The sequence below is a fragment of the Desulfovibrio litoralis DSM 11393 genome (assembly GCF_900143255.1).
GTDB lineage: Bacteria > Desulfobacterota > Desulfovibrionia > Desulfovibrionales > Desulfovibrionaceae > Frigididesulfovibrio_A > Frigididesulfovibrio_A litoralis.
The window spans coordinates 142,560-160,556 of record NZ_FRDI01000004.1 but is presented as its reverse complement, the minus strand read 5'-3'; the positions used below and the strand labels follow the sequence as shown (position 1 = coordinate 160,556).

The following is a 17,997-nucleotide window of genomic DNA, read 5'->3' as shown; positions in this document are numbered from 1 at the left end:
AGATAAATATCACTAAAAAAACAACTTGACCTTTTTGAAAAATTCTCATAAACAAGGTTTTCGCACTAATAAAGTGTCTATTATTCCTCGGTAGCTCAGTCGGTAGAGCGGGTGACTGTTAATCACTAGGTCCGCGGTTCAAGCCCGTGCCGAGGAGCCAGAATTTTAGAAAGGACTCATCAGAAATGGTGGGTTCTTTTTTTGTTATGCTATAGTATACAAAAATATTGATTGGATGTGTATTTGGTATATATCTAACTTGTAGGCTCTCGTAGCATTGATACCAACTTTAACACAGAAACTATCTAAGACTTATATTATTTTGAGACTATTTAGTAATTTAATTTCTTGAATTGTCTATTAAGAATACTTTTCCATTACCGATGACAGTATATTTGATACACAGAGTTATATTTGGAGTTGTGTATTTTCTATAAATGCCCTATAATTTATGGCAGCTATAAGCTGATATAATAATTATTGAGGGGGTGCTAATGTCTTCTTCGCTTATACCAGATGATCCCCGTTTTGAGCGTGGTAAATTAAATGATGATTTTAGTATCGTATATGGCATATCAAATGAAGCGTTTCCTCATAACGTTGACGCTGAATATCTAGCATTATCAATACTAGGACTTACATCCACTCTTAAAAAAATATCAAAAGAAATACTTGGGGTAAATATCCAAGTCACAATAGGGGCAAATAAAGAAGGTTCTCTCGAAATTTTTGCTTCTATTATAACATTAGTTTTCGCTCCAATGACATTGTTACAATTTTTTGGATATGATTACAAAAAGACAAAAGGAGCTATTGGTGGTTTTTTATTAAATGTTATTAAGGTAATATCTAACAAATTAAAAGCAACTAATGGTGAATTAGACTTGTTTATAGAAGCAATATCTAAAGATGAATTGATGAGCAACGAGGAAAAAAATACACTTATAAAACTTATCAATGATGCAAAGATTAGAGATGGGCTTGATGACTTCACTAAGGTGCTTGAGCATAATGATGTATCTAAGATAGAATTAAAGCAAGATAATATAAATATCATTGCATTAGAAAAAAAAGATAGAAAATATTTTATACTTAGCTCTCCAGAAGAACAGTCTATTACTACTGAAAATAAATTAGTCAAAATTGTATATATATCTCCATTTAAAACAAAATGGCAATTTTCAAGTGAAGGGCAAATGTTCTGGGCAACAATAGATAATGATCAATTTATTGACGATATAAAAGATACTGACATGGCTGAGCTTGAAAGCATGTACTTTGATGCTAAGATCATAACAACAAGTTACAAAAAAATAGGATCTAAAAGAGCTTCTGTCAGTAGAATAATTACTGATATTGTCAAATATGACTTTCCTCTATTCAACCACCAAGATAACAATAGTCCCAAGACAATATAAGTTATAGACCTTTCATGTGTTCAAGTGGGTATCAATGCTACAATAACCTCCAGGTGAAATACAGACCAAAATACTCCTTTTTATATACATACATAAGACAAAAACAAAAAAAAGAACCCATCATTTCTGATGAGTCCTTTCTAACATTCTGGCTCCTCGGCACGGGCTTGAACCGCGGACCTAGTGATTAACAGTCACCCGCTCTACCTACTGAGCTACCGAGGAATAATAAACGCATTATTAGTGCGAAAACCTTGTTTATGAGAATTTTTCAAAAATGTCAAGTGTTTCTTCAAAAAAAGAGAATAAATATAAAAAAATACTCAACAAAAGACATATAACCAATATTTATTTCGGCTTTATCATTAATTAAATCAATAAGATAATCTTAATGACCCATTTCTGATTTAATCCAAGCTTTAATTTCCTGAGTCGGTTCAAAAACGCCACGTAAGTTACCATATTCTTTTACATAGTTCGCTTTTAACGAATCAGGTAAAGGTACGGAAATCAGCTCAACAGCATTTTCGGAATTACGCCTGACTAAACGAATAATAGGCGACTCTCCCCAAGTATCAACCACGAAATAATGAGCAAAATCATCTTTTGAACGCACAGGTGGGTGTTCGGCGTGCCAATCATTATTACCCCACTCCAAATACATAGTTACAGCGTGTTCCGGACTTAAATTCCAATCAATATTAAGCTGAGAAAAATCTTTTAGCGAACTCATTATAATCCTCCTTTATAATAATTTTAATTGCGTTTCCCTGATACTGTGATGTGCTTTTAAAGTAGAAAATAAAATATTGCGTTTAGGAAGTTCATGAATAAATTTAGAGGGTTTTAGTCTAAGGGCATGTCCTGAAAATTCTCTTTTAGAAGAATAACTCATCAAAACGGCGTCTTGGGCTCTGGTTAACCCAACATAAAAAATCCGTCTCTCTTCATCTATATTAACAGAAAGAGATTTATTTTTCAACTTTCCACTAAGAAAATCAACACCCATAAAAGGAATTAATCCATCTTCAAGCCCCGGTAAAAAAACAATTTTAAATTCTAAGCCCTTAGCTGCATTAATAGTCAGCAACTGGACTTTTTCACTATTATTTTTTGCCAATTCAAGCTCGCTTTGCATACTAATCCAATTAATCAACCCCGACCAACCTGAATATTTATCAAAACTTTTGACTAAGGTTTTAAAAGCTTGAGATTGCCAAAAAAGTGCATCAAACGGCAAAGAATCAGAAAAATATGCAGCGATCCCCAAAGGACCTTTTGCTATAATTTTTTCAGGACATTTCAAGTTTTCTTCTTCGGTTAAGTTAATACCAAACTGTCTTGATGCCGCATTAATAATCATTTCAACTCTCGGCTCTCGCCAAAAAACTTCTGTCTCAGGCGTAGAACAAGGAACACCCATTCTTTGAAGAGTGTTTTTAATTACCGGAATAAGCTCTTTTGTCCGCACCAACACCACAATATCACTTAAACTATACTCCCCTTTCCCATCAATAGAGTCGAAATGAGAGGTGTTTTTATCTATATTTTTGGCATGGTCGATAATATTGTGTGATGGCAAACCCAAAAAAGATTTAATTTGCGAACCTATCCAAAAAGCTTCACTTTTATCACTCGAAGCGTGAAAAACTCGAATATCGCCTTGTTTCTGCGTTTGATCAGTGCTTAAACCAGCCTGATGCATCGTCGGACTCAAAGCATAAGAACGTATAAAACCAGAAGAAAGTTCCAATAGCTCAGGGGTTGAACGGTAATTTTCATCAAGATGTATTACGTTCAAATGAGGCCAGTTTTCTCTTAATGAATTTTCAACATCACCACCGGCACCTTGAAAAGAACAAATACTTTGATCAGGGTCGCCAACAGCGAAAAAACCAAGACCATCAGGCGGCGTTAAGGCCTTGATTAAAGCCAGTTGCAAATTTGACAAATCTTGTATTTCATCAACAAGAATATGCGTCCAAGGGCGTGAATAAATTCCCGTATCCATCTGTTCACGCCAACTTTCCAAAAGTTCAATGAGATCAGCCAAGTTCCAAGCTGTTTTTTGTTGACAATAATTTTGATATTGGATTTTTAGCTCGTCTTTTAAAGGTAGCAAACGCTCACGATTCAGATTGATTTCTTGAAAATTATCACGGAGCTTGGTAATATTTTGTTCCCCATTTGCCTCAATAAACAGCTTTAAAGCGTTTTCGGAAGACAATAAAATCGGCTTACTGCGGTGTGTATTCTGCCAAACTTCAAATGCCAATGCATACAAAGTATCAACTCGCGGGATAGGCGTTCCGCCTCCTAAATATTGTAATAATCTTTGGTCTATTTCAGTAGCGGCACGTCTGGTGAAAGTAAGGGCTAAAATATTTTTTATACTGATTGAGTTTTCGATAAGATGTAAAATACGTCCAATTAAAGTACGCGTTTTTCCACTTCCCGGACCGGCTATCACTAAGTTTGGTCCGGCACTGGAACAAAGAGCACGCTTTTGATTTACGTTAAAGCGAATTTCTCTTATAACCTCCTCGTAATTTTTGGGTAAAGCAGGCATAAGAACTTCGTTAAGATGGTCATTAGGATCACTTTGTTCTTGCTGTTGAGCTTCTTTCTTTTCTCTCGAAGGACAAAGCGGAACAATAAGATTATCCAAGGAAAAACCAACCAAAGTACCTCGTTTTAAAAGTTCTTTCTGTTCTTTTTCACTAAAAACTCTTACAACGCCATATTCTCCGTCATATCCACCCTCTCGCAATACAGCACCGTGCCTCATGCGAGAAATTGCTTCGCCAAGCGGTGCGGAAAAACGCATAAGTTCATCTTCCGGAACTTGACTTAAAATAGATAATTCCGCGCCAAAACGAGAAATTAATCTAGCGTGCATATCGCTAACACGGCGACTTTTCGAGTTTGTTCCAACAACTTCCGAAATGAGTTCCGCCAAAGGGATTAAAGATTGTTCGCTACTAGCACTTTTAAAAACCGGTGTTTCCCTGTCCGCAAGTTCCAAAACCCTGTTTAAAACCCCAATTGTCAAGGGTTTTCCGCAAACAGGACAAATACCGTGTCTGGCTCTGCTCTCAGATGGTTCCATGACAATATTGCATTTTCTGTGTCCGTCCAGGTGATATTTGCCTTCTTCGGGGAAAAATTCAATTGTTCCTATCAAATTTGTTGAGTTAATACTTTTTCCATCAGACCCCCGCAAAGCATTTAAAACGCCCTGATAAGACAAGGTTCCTGAAAAAATATTTGCCTCTCGTCCAAGGTTTTCTCCGGAATGTGCATCAGAATTTGAAACCAGTTTAAAACGATCTAACGAGCTAATCAGGCGGTTCATTTCTTGATTTGAAGAAAGACCGGTTTCGAGAGCAAAAATATGTTCGGACAAAGATCCAAAACACTCTTCAACTGAATCAAAACCTGATTTTGAACCAAACAAAGAAAACCAAGGAGTCCAGATATGAGCAGGAATCAAAAAAGAATCAGGGTGAGACTCAAGCACCATTTCAAGAACCTGTTTTGCATCAAGACCCACAGTCGGTCGACCGTCTGAACTTATGTTCCCGATTTTTCCGAGTTTTTCAGAAAATTTATCCGCAACTTCAAAGTTTGGAAAATAAACTATATTGTGAATTTTACGCACTTTTCCGTTTTTTTTGTAAACCGAACTAATTTCGCCCTGTAAAATAAAATTTGTCTCTCCGGAAATTTTTAATCCGGAATAAAGCGGAAGTTCGTGATCAATATCAACAGCATTTTTTAAGTGATAAAAACCCGTTTTATTATTATAAACAAGTTTTTCTTTAAGCTCCTCACGCCAAACGGGGTGAGTAATATCACCGGTTCCGATAAGCTCAAGACCCTTGATCTTTGCCCAAGCCGCAAGGTAATGTGCCGTCAGTTTAGAGCTGGTTGCCCTTGAAAAACGAGAATGTATATGAAGATCCGCACGAAATGTTTGCATAGCAATAAATTAACCTAATAAAAAATAACCCTTAAAAATGCTTCCAAAAATAATAATTTTATTTACATCAATTAACAGCTAAGCTACAGATTGTTTTTAACGAGATGATACTGTTAAATTTATTTTAAAATATATAATAAATAAAGATTTTATCAAAATTCATTTTAACAATACCAATAAGTCCTAATTTTTGTCTACTATTATTTATGATTTTTTCTAAAAACACTATAAGTTCTCAACAAGAATCAAGAACGCTATTTCCAAGAGCCTTAATACAACCCGAGGGAAGCTTTCGCTTTTCTGCGGAAGCTTTACTTTTGGCTTCTTTTGTATACGACTGTGAAAATTCATGTAAAGATACCAGTGCTAATGTCAGTGCCAATGCCAGTACTTATGAACAGAAGAAAAAAATATTAAATTTCGCTGACTTGGGAACAGGTTGCGGAGTTATTCCTTTTGCTCTTTTCCTACTGAATCAAAACAACTCAAAAAACAAAACACCTCTTTTATTTGCGGACGGTTATGAACTTATTCCCGATCTGTGCAAAGCGGCTTTGAAAAATGCTTTAAACCTTGGTTTTAATGAGTTTTTTAATATAATCAACCTCGATCTTAGCAAAGAATTTTCCGCCTTAAAAAAACTTCAAAAACCTTTGTCGTTACAAGGTTTAAAACAATTACACAATAAAAGCCTAATCACAAATCAATATGACTTTATCGTAACAAACCCGCCCTATCGTCTTTCACAGTGCGGAAAAGTTCCACAATCAGAATTAAGACGTATCGCTTTATTTGAAGAGCGAGGTTCTTTAAAAAGTTTTGCCTTATTTGCAAAACACAAACTTAAAAAACAAGGTGCGTTATATTGTGTTTATCCCACAAACAGAAAGGATTATTTATTAAACCAGTTAACCGAGTTAAATTTGTATCCCAAACGCATACTCCATATTTACGGAAATGAGAACAAAGTTGCTCCGTTTTTTTTGATCGAAGCGATTAACGAATTACCCGTTAAACCAAGTTTTTTACCCCCTTTAACTTTATATCGCAATAACTGCGTAACTAAGGAAGCTTTGGACTTTTGCCCATTTTTAAGTTGCAATCAAAAACGCAACTGATAATATATTGTAATATATTATTATTTTAAAGTTAAAGACAAACCCGCCGCCACAAAATATACTTTTTGGCAATGCTGTGCCGCTATCTGGTTTATTTTACCTGATAAATCTCTAAAAAAACGCCCTAATAAAGTTTCGGGAACAAGACTTAAACCAAGTTCGTTACTAACTAAAACAACAGAACCTGAAAACTGTTGCATATTTACACAAAAAGTTTCAAATTCTCCAATAATTTTAACCATTAAAGCTTTTCTTTTGACCTTATCTTCTAAAAGTTCAACCCTGTCTTTTATCTCGGCAAAAACCATATTGTTTAACCACATAGTCAAGCAATCTACTAAAATAACATCAGCCTTTTCCTCTGATTGATAAAAAATATCACTTAAATTAAGAGGAACTTCCAAGGTCTGCCAATAAGAACCTCGTTCTTGCCTGTGTGCTAAGATACGTTCTTTTGTTTCTTCATCAAAAGCTTGTGCTGTTGCAACAAAAAGTCGTTTTTTCCCAATCTTTTCGGCATAAGAAAGAGCCAGAGAGCTTTTTCCACTTCTGGCTCCTCCTAGAAATAAAACATTAAGTTTATGATTCATTTATTATAAAGTTAGTTAAATGTGGCGATATGAGCTGAAACAAGTTTAATTTGTTCATCGGAAAGTTTTTTCACAATACCCGCCATAACAGCTTTTTTCGTTCCGCCGTATGAACCGTCGAGATAACCCTTAAGTTTTTTCTCTATTTCCTGACTTGTGCCTTTAACCGGAGTACTTTTTGCACCGTCGGCACCATGACAACCGGCACAACGTTCTTTATATAGACTTGCACCGTCTTCAGCCGCAAAAGCCCCCATGCTAAAAACAGAGAACACACCAAAAACTAAAACCAAGCTAATAATAAGTTTTTTCATAATAAACCTCAACAAGATAAAGGTTAAAGAAAAATAAAAATACAACAAAAAACGCTGTCTCTATCTAAAACGATAATAGTATTATTTAGCGTTTAGTCAACCCATATTTTTTGAGTTTATATTGTAAAGTTCGTCGGCTTATACCCAGCGCATCTGCAGTTTTTTCTCTGTGTCCATCATAATTTTTCAAGGCTTCGCTTAGAGCTTGTTTCTCAGCCTCTTCTTTATATTTTTCAAAATTACTTGCGTCTTGAGACGCAGCCAAAAATTCCGATGAATTTTGAATGCGATTATTTATCAAAACGTTTTCTTTTGGGTCTATAATTGTTTCAAAAGGTTCAGGGTGAAGAATATATTCAGGCAACACACCAAGGCTGAGGTTATCACCCCTGCTTAAAATTAAAGCTCGCTCCAACACGTTTTCCAATTCCCTAATATTGCCTGACCATGAATATTTTGACAAACATTCCATAAACTCCTGTTCAATCCCTCTTACTGACTTTTTATTTTTTTGCACCAACCTAGCCAAAATTTTTGCACAAAGTTCGGGCAAATCGTCTAAACGCTCACGCAAAGGCGGAGAAGCAATTTCAATTACATTTAAGCGAAAATATAAATCTTCTCTAAACCTGCCCTCTTTTACCTCTTGTCTTAAGTCTCGATTGGTTGCCGCAAAAATTCTGACATTAATGGGAACGCCCTTTACACCGCCCAAAGGTTCCACAATGCGTTCTTGTAAAACTCTTAATAGTTTTGCCTGTAAATCTAACGACAACTCTCCGATTTCATCTAAAAAAAGACTGCCACCATCAGCCAAGACAAAACGCCCGGGTTTCGCCCTTACCGCACCTGTAAAAGCCCCTTTTTCATATCCAAATAGCTCGCTTTCAAGCAGGTTTGCCGGTAATGCCGCACAGTTTATTTTTATAAAAGGTTTTTCCGCACGTTCGCTTAAAGCATGTAAAGCATCAGCGATTAATTCTTTTCCCGTACCTGATTCACCTAAAATTAAAACAGTCGCTTCGCTTGGGGCAGCCTGACGAATAAGTTCACGTAATTTTTTCATCGTGTTGCTTTGACCAACAAGGTTTTCCAAAACTTCTTTTTCTGTTGAAAAACTTGACAGATTTTGACTGTTTTGAACTTTTAAAACCTGAGCGTATCTTAAAGCATTCTCTAATACGGCACACAATTCATCATTATCAGAAGGTTTGGTAAGATAATCAAAAGCCCCTTTTTTCATTGCTTCAACAGCAGACCCAACACTTCCAAAAGCCGTTAACATAACAACCACCAAGTTTGGATATAAGCTATGTATTTTCCCTAAAGCCTCGTGTCCGTCAATACCGGGAAGATGAATATCTAAAATCATCACATCAGGCATATCAACTTGCGTCGATTCAACAAAACCGTTTCGAACAAACGCCGAATCAAGCAGGTCAAAGGCTTCTTCTGCACTTTCAGCCTCAAAAACCTCCCAACCCGCATCTTCCAAAACGGCTCGCAACATCATTCTATGTCCGGGTTCATCATCTACCACTAAAATTTTTTTCATTTGTCCCACATCTTATAAAAAAACAAATTACGGTTGAAAAATATATGATCAAATCTAAATATAATCAGGAAAAAACAAACTCACGCTTGTACCAACGCCCTCTTGTGATTCAATTTCAAGCGTTCCACCATGTTCTTTAACATAGCGTTCAACAAGAGCCAAACCCAAACCTGTGCCTTTTCCTTTTGTACTGAAAAAAGGTTTTAAAATTTTATCTTTTAATTCTAACGGAAACCCAACACCCTTGTCTTTTACTCTGAGCCATACACCTTGTTTACCTTGATAAGTACCTTTTTCGCTCTCTATTTTCAACTCTTGAGGTTCAGACAAGTTGTTTTTTTGTTTACTTTCAGTTACGGCATCAACACTATTTAAAACAAGATTTAATAAAATTTGGCTTAAAGCGTCATAATCAGCATAAATTGTTTCAACTTCCAACCTGTTGAATACTACTATGTTATGCCTTGATAAATCCAATTTAATCAGTGTTTCAAGATGATTAACAATTTCTTTTATATTTAACGCTGTAATGTTTAACTTACTTTGTTTTGACAAAAACAATAAGTCGGTAACTACCCTGTTTAAACGATCAGCTTCTCTGACCATGGTTTGAGCATAACTTGACTCAGGTTCTTTTCCGAGCATTTTTTTTGCAAAAAGTTGAGCAAACCCGCGTAACGAAGACAAAGGATTGCGAATTTCGTGGGCTACTCCCGCCGCCAAAGATCCAACGGCAGCCAGCTTTTCTGCCTCTGCCAAACTTTTTTCCAATTCTTTTAGGTGAGTACGATCTCGAATAATAATCAGTTTATCACCACAAGTTTTTTCAACCTTTTTAAAGTCTTCGCTTAAAGATAAAGCTAAAATCTCAAGCTCAAAGTTATCTAAACGACACTGAGACCAACTTAAATCAAGGGTTTTCTCAGCTTGTTGAACTTCCATACAATTACAAAAAGAATCAATAAAAACTTTTGGTAAAATATTAATGTTTTTTCCGGAAAAAAATTGGCTAAACTTAATATAATCAACTGACGTATAATTTTTTTCGTTTTTACTTAAAAGTTCAACCTCCTGCTCGGATAAATTGGAGTTTAAAAGATTTATCATATCCGGAAAAGCCCTTAAAAGAATATTTACCGCAGCAGGGTTAATCGTTTCTATTTCACCCATTGCGTTAATTGTAATTAAACCATCAGGTAAGTTTTGTATCAAGCTGTTTTGAAATTGTTCAAGCCTAAAAACTTTAACTGCCAAATCTTTTCCGGCTAAAAAGCGTATCGCCAAAATAAAAATTAAAATCGCCAAAAGAAGGATATAAAAAGCTTGAAAAAATGCGTTATTTTTAAAAGCCCGATAAAGCGACAAAGGGCGAGAAATATTAACGCCAACAACTAAAAAAACACCTTTTTCCATATTCTCCGCAGGGAAAGATTGTAAAGTCGGAGAATTGTTTTTTAAGCCTGTTTTAAAACCGTCTCTTTCAATATTTTTCGGCGGAGTAATACCTAAAAAAAGAGTCTCTGATTTTAACTGAGGTGGCAAGACACGCCTACTGAAAATATATATCGGCGTATTATCAAAAAAAGTGCGTCCGCTCCACTCTCCGCTTTCCGCCATTTTTGCAAGAGCTTCTTCGCTAAGATGCAAACTACCTTCCTGGCTTCCTGAAGTTAAAATTCGTCCGCCGGACGCATCAATAATACCAACGAACACCAAATTATTATCTTTTTCAAGTTCATTTAAAAAATTTTCTTCCAAAGCCGTTAAAGTCGTGCGAGATTTTAACGCATTTACGTCAATCACACTGGCTACCGCCTGAAAGATTGCGTGAGCCGTTATATAAAAGTTTTTATCACCTATTTCTTCTTGGTTTTTTAACCCTTGCCATGTTGAAAAAATTAAGCTAATGCCAACAACAAAGAAAGTTAAAATCACCAAGACCAAAGTGCTGCGTTCTTGATTTTTTTCATAAACCTGCATCATTAATTCCCAATATTTTTCTTTAACTCATAAGTAAAACATTCGCTAAAAAAAAGCTATCAAGACACATAATTTTTTTCACCAAATCAAAACACTCTTAATATTGCTATAACAAGCTTGTTTTTATTATTTTTTTCAAACAAATACTCTTAACATAAAAGCAAGACCATATTTTACAATTTATTTTTAATATATTATATTGACTAATATTTAGAGAAAGCAAAGGCACAACACAGAAATGAAAAATAACCAATCAACACAACCAACAACCATGATTAATAAAGATCAAATCTCTTTAGTCTGTTTAGTCTTAAAAAGATCAAACTCAAAAGCCGCCGATTTAGGAGAACAGTTTAAAAACTGGTTTGTCAAACATGGTATAGACGTTGTTATGATTGGAGAAAATCAATATTCTGAAGGTAAAGCCTTTGAAGAAAAACGTCCTGATCTTTGCATTATTTTAGGCGGCGACGGAACTATAGTCAGCGTTGCCAGAAGATTGGTCAAAAGCCAAATTCCTCTTTTAGGCGTTAACCTCGGAAGAGTCGGATTTTTGGCTGAAACTCCTCTAAGCTCATGGGAATATGATTTTGAGCGTATTTTAAACAAAGGTTTTAATATTGAGTGGCGTTTAGCTTTAAGTATAAAAGTAGAACGCAAAAACAAGCTGTTTTTTTCAGGTTTTGCCGTAAATGATGCCGTTATCGGGCGTGGTGCCTTAGCCCGTTTAGTAAGCCTTGATTTATGTGTTGGCGATGAGTGCGTTGGAGCTGTTCGAGCTGATGGTCTTATTATTGCTACGCCAACCGGTGTTTCCGGATATTCCGTATCAGCCGGCGGCCCTCTTATTTTGCCATCGCTTAATGTAATTTCCGTTACTCCTATTTGCCCATTTTTATGTAATTTTAAATCGCTTGTACTTGGTCATGAATCTGCCTTCACTCTTTCTGTAAGAGAAGGCGGCCCTGACTTATTTCTCACCAGAGACGGACAAGATATGTTACCGCTTAAAGTTGGAGACAGTATAACAATAAAAGGTTTGCCCAATGCTTTGGCTTTTGCGAAAATTGAAGGACGTTCTTCTTACTTTGCAAGATTACAACAAAAAGGTTTTATAGGTTTAGCTCCGTCCTAACAATATAAACAAATTGTATCTTTATACCATCATAAAATAACGGGAGGTACAAATGAAAACCCCACCTTCAATAAAACAAGTAAAAGATATTGATTTTTCTCAAGACCCGATTTTAGAAGCTTGGATCAATCACTTTTTAACTGAAAACAATATTGAATATTTCCAAAATAAAAATTCGGTTGCCTCTCCCGAACAGTTAAAATTTATTGTTTCACTACAAGAAGGACAAGTCTATATTCCCGCCTCTGATGAAACATTTTTGGGAATTTTAAATTGTCCGCATTCTCGCTCAATCATGCACGAGTATTTTAAGGCGTGGAAATTTATCGTAAAACTTATCCGCAGTTATTCATTAGACCCTAAAACTCATACACGTATTTTAAATATTTGTAGGTTGCGTTTTAAAACTTATATTACCCTGCATATTATTTTACCCTCTCGCATGATTAAACGCCTTGTGAATATCGTTCTTTCTCAGTGTGCCGACCCTGACCCTTTTATTCTCAAAAAACAAAAAGCCAATCTGTTGGGGAAAACAGCGTTTGATGATGATAAATTTAAAGAAAAGTTGTTGTTTTTTCGCAATATCATCACAAAAGAAATAAATATCCATGAATTACGCCAAGAATTAGACTTAATGGAATTAAGGCGTTTATTGTCAATTTCAACAATGGAAGAGATCTGGGAAGAGAAGGAAACGTTTTCTCCCGAGGAGCTACCAAAGGAATTTAAAAAAAATAGAAACCATTTAGAGTGTTTATATCCTATTTTTGAATCAGAAAACAACGAATATAAAAAGATTCTTTTTATCCCCGATATTGCCGGAGGTTTTTTCTTTGACCTTCTTATAATAAAACATTTATTAAAACTCGGACATCAAGTAATTTTAGCCGTAAAAAACGGATTTTATTTTAATGCTCCAACAATCTGGGACGTGCAAACAGACCCGACCTTAAAACCACTTTTGGAAAATGCATATTTTCTTAATAACAACTCAAGCAGTAAAAATGAATTACTTCAAGCGTTAAGAGAACATCGCTTTGTGATTATTGATGATGGAACAAAAGAACAACTTAATTTTTATCGTACAAGCACAACCTTTGCTCGAGCATGGAAGGAAGCAGACCTCATAGTTGCCAAAGGTCAACGCAACTATTCTGCATTAATAGGAAGTAGTCTTTCTTTTACCAGAGATATTATTTCTTTTTGGCGAGACAAAAAAACAAAAGAATTCTTCATACAATGTAAAGCCCGCCCGAATCACATCAAAAAGTTTTCGGAAAAAGACTTAATAAATATTGCCAACTCAATTATCACCAATATGGCAAAAGCCAAAAAAGAAGGTAAAACCGTTATGTTTTATAGTGCTATTATTGGCTCTATTCCCGGTCAAACTTCTGTTGCGGTCTCGGTTGTAAGCACTTTCGTCAAGTATTTGCGAGACAAACTGGAAAATACGTTTATTATTAACCCCGCCGAACACTTTATACAAGGCATGGACGGCGACGATCTTATGTATATGTGGGAAAGAGTGCAACGCAGTGGTTACCTCAACGTCTGGCGTTTTCAAACAACTGAAGACATAGAAAAAAGTTTTGCCTTGATGAAGAAAAAAGTACCCTCGGTCTGGTCTGGCAAAGATTCAACTTTTTCAACAGGTTGCACAAAAGAATTACATATTGCCTTAAGCGTTCAAAAAGAACACCCCGAGTTACAAATTACAGGTCCCGCACCGGAACGTTTCTTCCGTCGTAGTGAATATGGCGTTGGAAAATTTTTTGATGCTACTTTAAGCCACAAAAAATAATTGATGTAAAATATCGTTGGGGAAGCGGGGTAACGGTTATATGTTTAATAAAAAACATATCAAAATATTTTTTGTTTTATTGATATTATCTGTAACAACAATAATACTTTTGCCCCTATCCGGCTTGTTAATGCAAAAACATAATCAGGCTGATATTGCCGTAGTGCTTGGTTCTATGGTACATTATGAAGGCAGACCGTCAAAGCAACTCAAAGCACGTTTAGATACTGCTTATGAACTCTATAAAAAAAACTGTTACAAAACAATTATAGTTAGCGGCGGACTTGATCCCAGAGGTAACGACGAAGCTTTGGTTATGCGAAACTACTTAGTAAAAAAAGGTATACCCAAACAAAATATTATAATGGATAATCAAGGGAATAATACCAGAGCAACAGCAACTAATTTAAAAAATATCATACAAAACAATAAATTATTGAACGATTTTAAGACAGAAAAACAACCAAGCGTTGCTATTATCAGCCAGTTTTTTCACCTACCCAGAACAAAATTGACCTTTGAACAAGAAGGGTTTAAAGTAAACACAACAGCTTACCCAAAAAGTTTTTTCGCAAGAGATTTATATTCTATTGCCAGGGAAGGTGTAGCCTACCCTGCCTATTTATTCAAAATACGATAAAATAATATAACCGCTATTTGAGTTGACTAAATGAAACAACAAACTAATGATATTTCCCAAAATTTAACTGCTTTATTGGAAACAATAAAATCAAGCCTTAAAGAACAGTGTAAAACCGTTGAGTTATGGCATCAACAACTAATTGATGACCCTTATATAATTCCGCCTCAGCAAAACGTTTCTTTTAAAAATTTACAAGAAACAATTATCGCCCAACATTATATGAATTTTACCCTCTGGCATATAGAAGATGAGGCAAGGCGTAAAGACGTAGATGCAAGTATAATTGCCGATTGTAAATATCGCATTGATGTTTGTAATCAAAAACGCAATGACCGCATGGAAGCCGTGGATTTTTGTTTATTAAACATCTTGAAACAATCACAAACAGAACAAAAATCAGAAAAATATAATACAGAACCACCGGCTCTCGCAATAGACAGATTATCGATACTGGCTTTAAAAATTTACCACATGCAAGAACAAATCGATAGGCAAGACGTTGATAAAACTCATAAAGAAAGCTGTCAAAACAAGTTAAATGTTCTTATTGAACAAAGAGAAGACATCAGCCTCGCTTTATTAGAACTGATCAAAGATTACTATACGGGTAAAAAACAAATGAAAGTCTATTATCAGTTTAAAATGTATAACGACCCAAATCTAAACCCTGCTCTTTATAATACAAAAAAGAAACAGTAGAATTGACTTATTAAAAAATCTAACTTGCACATTGAGAAATCAGAGTAAAAACAAATCTTAATCAACCTTAAAAATTGATAAAAACTTAATAAATACTACTGGTTGAGTTAAAGAGCTTTTACCAAAGAGTTGACAAATGACTTTCAATAAAACAAATACGATAAAAACCCAAGCTTTGATTATCGGCTCAGGTTTAGCCGGCTCAACCGCCGCCTTGATACTTGCTGACAAAGGACTGGAAGTAACCCTTATTACTTCTGAAAAAGAACTTTTAAGCGGAAACTCTCCCCTTGCTCAAGGTGGTATCGTCTATAAAGCCGCCAAAGAAAACCCCAAAGAATTAGAAGGCGATATTCTAAATGCAGGACATAATCTCAATAACCATTGGGCAGTAAGACATTTAGCCAGAAAAGGCCCGGAAATTGTTGACAAAATTCTTATTGATCGTCTCAAAATACCTTTTGCCAAAATAAAATCAGATAACGCCGCAAATGCTTGGGACTTAGCCAGAGAAGGCGGACACCATAGCCCCTGTATCTTACACTGTGCCGACTATACGGGTTTAGCGATTATGCAAGGCGTAACAAAAGCCGTAGCAAGCCACCCCAACATAAAAGTTTTAACTCAACACACGGCAATAGACTTATTAACTATCCACCACCACTCTCAAAGCAAAACCTATCGCTATCAAGTAATAAATAAATGTTGCGGAGCTCATGTTTTTGACGAAAACAACTCTACCGTTCAAACAATCTTAGCAGACGTAACGATTTTAGCCAGTGGCGGAGCCGGACAAATATTTTTGCACACAACCAATAATCCATCAGTAATAGGCTCTGCTTTTGCTATGGCAAGTCGAGCTTTGGTACGAATGACCAATCTTGAGTATGTACAGTTTCACCCAACAGCTTTTTTTGACCATGCCCCTTCACGCTTTTTAATAACGGAAGCAATGAGAGGCGAAGGAGCAAGGCTCATTAATGCAAAGGGTGAAAGGTTTATGAAAAAATATGACCAGAGAGAAGAACTTGCCCCTCGAGATATTGTCTCTCAAGCCATAGTCAACGAACTTTTAACGTCTGGTTCACCTTGTGTTTTTCTTGATACAAAAACGTTGAAAACTGACCCAAAAGAGAGATTTCCGACTATCTATGAACACTGTCTCAAATCAGGTATTGATATTCGAAAAGAACCTATTCCGGTTGTACCGGCAGCACATTATTTTTGCGGCGGAATATTAACAAACCTTTGGGGAGAAACTTCTTTAAATAATCTTTACAGTATAGGCGAATGTTCTTGTACCGGTTTACACGGAGCTAACCGCTTAGCCAGCACATCTTTATTGGAGGCTCTGGTTTGGGGTTATCAAGCGGCGGAACACATTAATAAAAATATTACTAGCTTGCGCTTATCCAATCGTCTTTTAGAATCAATCTCTGATTGGAAATATATCGGGAATGAAAAAAATGACGACCCTGCCTTAATTGCCCAAGATTGGACAACAATTCGTAGCACTACTTGGAATTATGTTGGAATTATTCGTAGTCATGCACGTTTAAGACGAGCTTTTGAAGAACTTAGAGACTTATCAACCCATGTACATGATTTTTATAAATTAACAACGATAAATAAATCTTTAATAGACTTGTTCCATGGTTGCCAGAGTGCTTATGTCTTAACACAAGCGGCAATGCGTAACCCGAAAAAACTCGGCTGTCATAACATGATTGACTAAATACATAGTAGAGACAATTGCACAATAGTCTCAAAGTGGCTTTCGTCAGAAAGACGCTCCAAAAATCACGAATAAGGAAAATTAAATTTTCCTGTAAAATTAGTGGTTTTTGTGTCTTAAAACGTTTGATGCTATGTACACACAGAGCATCAAACGATAATAAAAGCACGCAAAACGGAGTTTTGCAATGGTCTTTAATAGTTAGCAATAAAAAAGAGACAAGATAAAAAATAAGCTTGTCTCTTTTTTTGTTCAATACTTCTAAAGTAAGGGCATGCAAAACTCAGTTTTGCGTTCAGCGTTTATTATTAGGTCTATGTTACGCTGTTGCCCCGGGGTTTAAGTTAAGGGCAAAGCTTTTGCTTGTAGGACCGGTTGAAGCAGAAGTTCCGGCAATTTTTGATAAGTAAGTATCACCAAGATTTTTAACATGTTGAGAGATATTTTCAAAATAATTCATGTGCAATTGCTCTTCGGCGATAATTGTTTCAAAGAGTTTCATGCTGATATTGTCGTTATTTTCTCTACAAATATTTACAGCTTGATTATACATTTCAATCGCATCATCTTCAACATTTACATCGCTGTTAAATATTTCCAATACGGTATTACCACGTACTACTTTAGAACCGTGTCCGGTAACCGGTTCTCCACCAAGCTCTTTAATGCGTTCGGCAAAATTTTCGGCATGACGCATTTCGTCTATGGCAATAAGTTTCATTTTCGCCGCCAATTCACCATAATCCATAGCATCAAGTGCGTAATGTTGGCTCATATAAAGGCTGATTGCGTGTAGTTCTCTTGCACGAGCTTCGTTTAAAGTATCAATAACCTTTTTCTTGCTTGTGTCTTTTTTATTATTAGCCATTGTAGACTCCTTTAGTTAAAAGTAGAAAAAATATTAGTTAAGACTCTAATTTATCAATTAATTACCAAAACATATTATAACAATAAGCATTTTTTATTATTAGTCTATTACTGATAATAAAATAAAAAAATATTATTCTCAAGTTCTATTAAC

The 17,997-nt window shown here is 35.6% G+C and carries 14 protein-coding genes and 2 tRNA genes; 8 read left to right on the top strand and 8 right to left on the bottom strand.

Annotation, left to right across the window (positions count from 1 at the left end; all coding sequences use genetic code 11):
- Window positions 1–84 precede the first annotated feature (84 nt).
- Together BT999_RS05535 and BT999_RS05530 are read left to right on the top strand one after the other, a co-directional pair.
- Window positions 85–160: transfer RNA gene (locus tag BT999_RS05535), tRNA-Asn, on the top strand.
- A gap of 334 nt (window positions 161–494) precedes the next feature.
- Window positions 495–1,418 carry a hypothetical protein gene (locus BT999_RS05530; protein ID WP_072696777.1) on the top strand — a complete coding sequence of 308 codons (924 nt, stop codon included), beginning with the start codon at window positions 495–497 and terminating at the stop codon, window positions 1,416–1,418.
- A gap of 149 nt (window positions 1,419–1,567) precedes the next feature.
- Here the strand turns inward: BT999_RS05530 and BT999_RS05525 are convergent.
- The 3 genes from BT999_RS05525 to BT999_RS05515 all read right to left on the bottom strand — a co-directional run bounded on the left by BT999_RS05525 (window position 1,568) and on the right by BT999_RS05515 (window position 5,400).
- A tRNA-Asn gene (locus BT999_RS05525) sits at window positions 1,568–1,643 on the bottom strand.
- Window positions 1,644–1,806: 163 nt separating this feature from the next.
- The gene (locus tag BT999_RS05520) at window positions 1,807–2,151 is read right to left on the bottom strand and encodes a DVU0772 family protein (protein WP_072696776.1); all 345 of its coding nucleotides are present in this window, start codon (window positions 2,149–2,151) and stop codon (window positions 1,807–1,809) included.
- Between the two features lie 12 nt (window positions 2,152–2,163).
- On the bottom strand, window positions 2,164–5,400 hold the full coding sequence (locus tag BT999_RS05515) for a UvrD-helicase domain-containing protein (RefSeq protein ID WP_072696775.1): 3,237 nt from the start codon (window positions 5,398–5,400) through the stop codon (window positions 2,164–2,166).
- 206 nt (window positions 5,401–5,606) lie between these two features.
- Here BT999_RS05515 and BT999_RS05510 point away from each other — a divergent pair, with 206 nt between their 5' ends.
- On the top strand, window positions 5,607–6,518 hold the full coding sequence (locus BT999_RS05510) for a tRNA1(Val) (adenine(37)-N6)-methyltransferase (RefSeq protein ID WP_072696774.1): 912 nt from the start codon (window positions 5,607–5,609) through the stop codon (window positions 6,516–6,518).
- 20 nt (window positions 6,519–6,538) lie between these two features.
- Here the strand turns inward: BT999_RS05510 and cobU are convergent, their stop codons facing one another.
- The 4 genes from cobU to BT999_RS05490 form a co-directional block, all read right to left on the bottom strand.
- On the bottom strand, window positions 6,539–7,108 hold the full coding sequence (cobU, locus tag BT999_RS05505) for a bifunctional adenosylcobinamide kinase/adenosylcobinamide-phosphate guanylyltransferase (RefSeq protein ID WP_072696773.1): 570 nt from the start codon (window positions 7,106–7,108) through the stop codon (window positions 6,539–6,541).
- Between the two features lie 11 nt (window positions 7,109–7,119).
- Window positions 7,120–7,422, bottom strand: coding sequence for a c-type cytochrome (locus tag BT999_RS05500; RefSeq protein WP_072696772.1), 303 nt, complete (start codon window positions 7,420–7,422; stop codon window positions 7,120–7,122).
- An 85-nt stretch (window positions 7,423–7,507) separates the two neighbouring features.
- Complete coding sequence (locus tag BT999_RS05495) at window positions 7,508–8,977, bottom strand: sigma-54-dependent transcriptional regulator (protein WP_072696771.1); 1,470 nt, start codon at window positions 8,975–8,977, stop codon at window positions 7,508–7,510.
- A 54-nt stretch (window positions 8,978–9,031) separates the two neighbouring features.
- Window positions 9,032–10,960 carry a two-component system sensor histidine kinase NtrB gene (locus BT999_RS05490; protein ID WP_084650610.1) on the bottom strand — a complete coding sequence of 643 codons (1,929 nt, stop codon included), beginning with the start codon at window positions 10,958–10,960 and terminating at the stop codon, window positions 9,032–9,034.
- Window positions 10,961–11,195: 235 nt separating this feature from the next.
- On the opposite strand from BT999_RS05490, the gene BT999_RS05485 reads away from it, so the two are divergent.
- The 5 genes from BT999_RS05485 (at window position 11,196) to BT999_RS05465 (ending at window position 16,976) form a co-directional block, all read left to right on the top strand.
- A complete protein-coding gene (locus BT999_RS05485) occupies window positions 11,196–12,092 on the top strand; it encodes an NAD(+)/NADH kinase (protein ID WP_084650609.1) in 897 nt (298 codons plus the stop codon).
- A gap of 52 nt (window positions 12,093–12,144) precedes the next feature.
- The gene (locus BT999_RS05480; RefSeq protein WP_072696769.1) at window positions 12,145–13,899 is read left to right on the top strand and encodes an ARMT1-like domain-containing protein; all 1,755 of its coding nucleotides are present in this window, start codon (window positions 12,145–12,147) and stop codon (window positions 13,897–13,899) included.
- Between the two features lie 130 nt (window positions 13,900–14,029).
- Window positions 14,030–14,539 carry a YdcF family protein gene (locus BT999_RS05475; RefSeq protein ID WP_178139321.1) on the top strand — a complete coding sequence of 170 codons (510 nt, stop codon included), beginning with the start codon at window positions 14,030–14,032 and terminating at the stop codon, window positions 14,537–14,539.
- 30 nt (window positions 14,540–14,569) lie between these two features.
- Complete coding sequence (locus BT999_RS05470) at window positions 14,570–15,241, top strand: DUF4254 domain-containing protein (RefSeq protein WP_072696767.1); 672 nt, start codon at window positions 14,570–14,572, stop codon at window positions 15,239–15,241.
- Window positions 15,242–15,377: 136 nt separating this feature from the next.
- Window positions 15,378–16,976, top strand: a complete 1,599-nt coding sequence (locus tag BT999_RS05465; protein WP_072696766.1) for an L-aspartate oxidase — start codon at window positions 15,378–15,380, stop codon at window positions 16,974–16,976.
- A 319-nt stretch (window positions 16,977–17,295) separates the two neighbouring features.
- Here the strand turns inward: BT999_RS05465 and BT999_RS05460 are convergent, their stop codons facing one another.
- On the bottom strand, window positions 17,296–17,844 hold the full coding sequence (locus BT999_RS05460; protein WP_072696765.1) for a ferritin-like domain-containing protein: 549 nt from the start codon (window positions 17,842–17,844) through the stop codon (window positions 17,296–17,298).
- Between the last annotated feature and the right edge of the window lie 153 nt (window positions 17,845–17,997).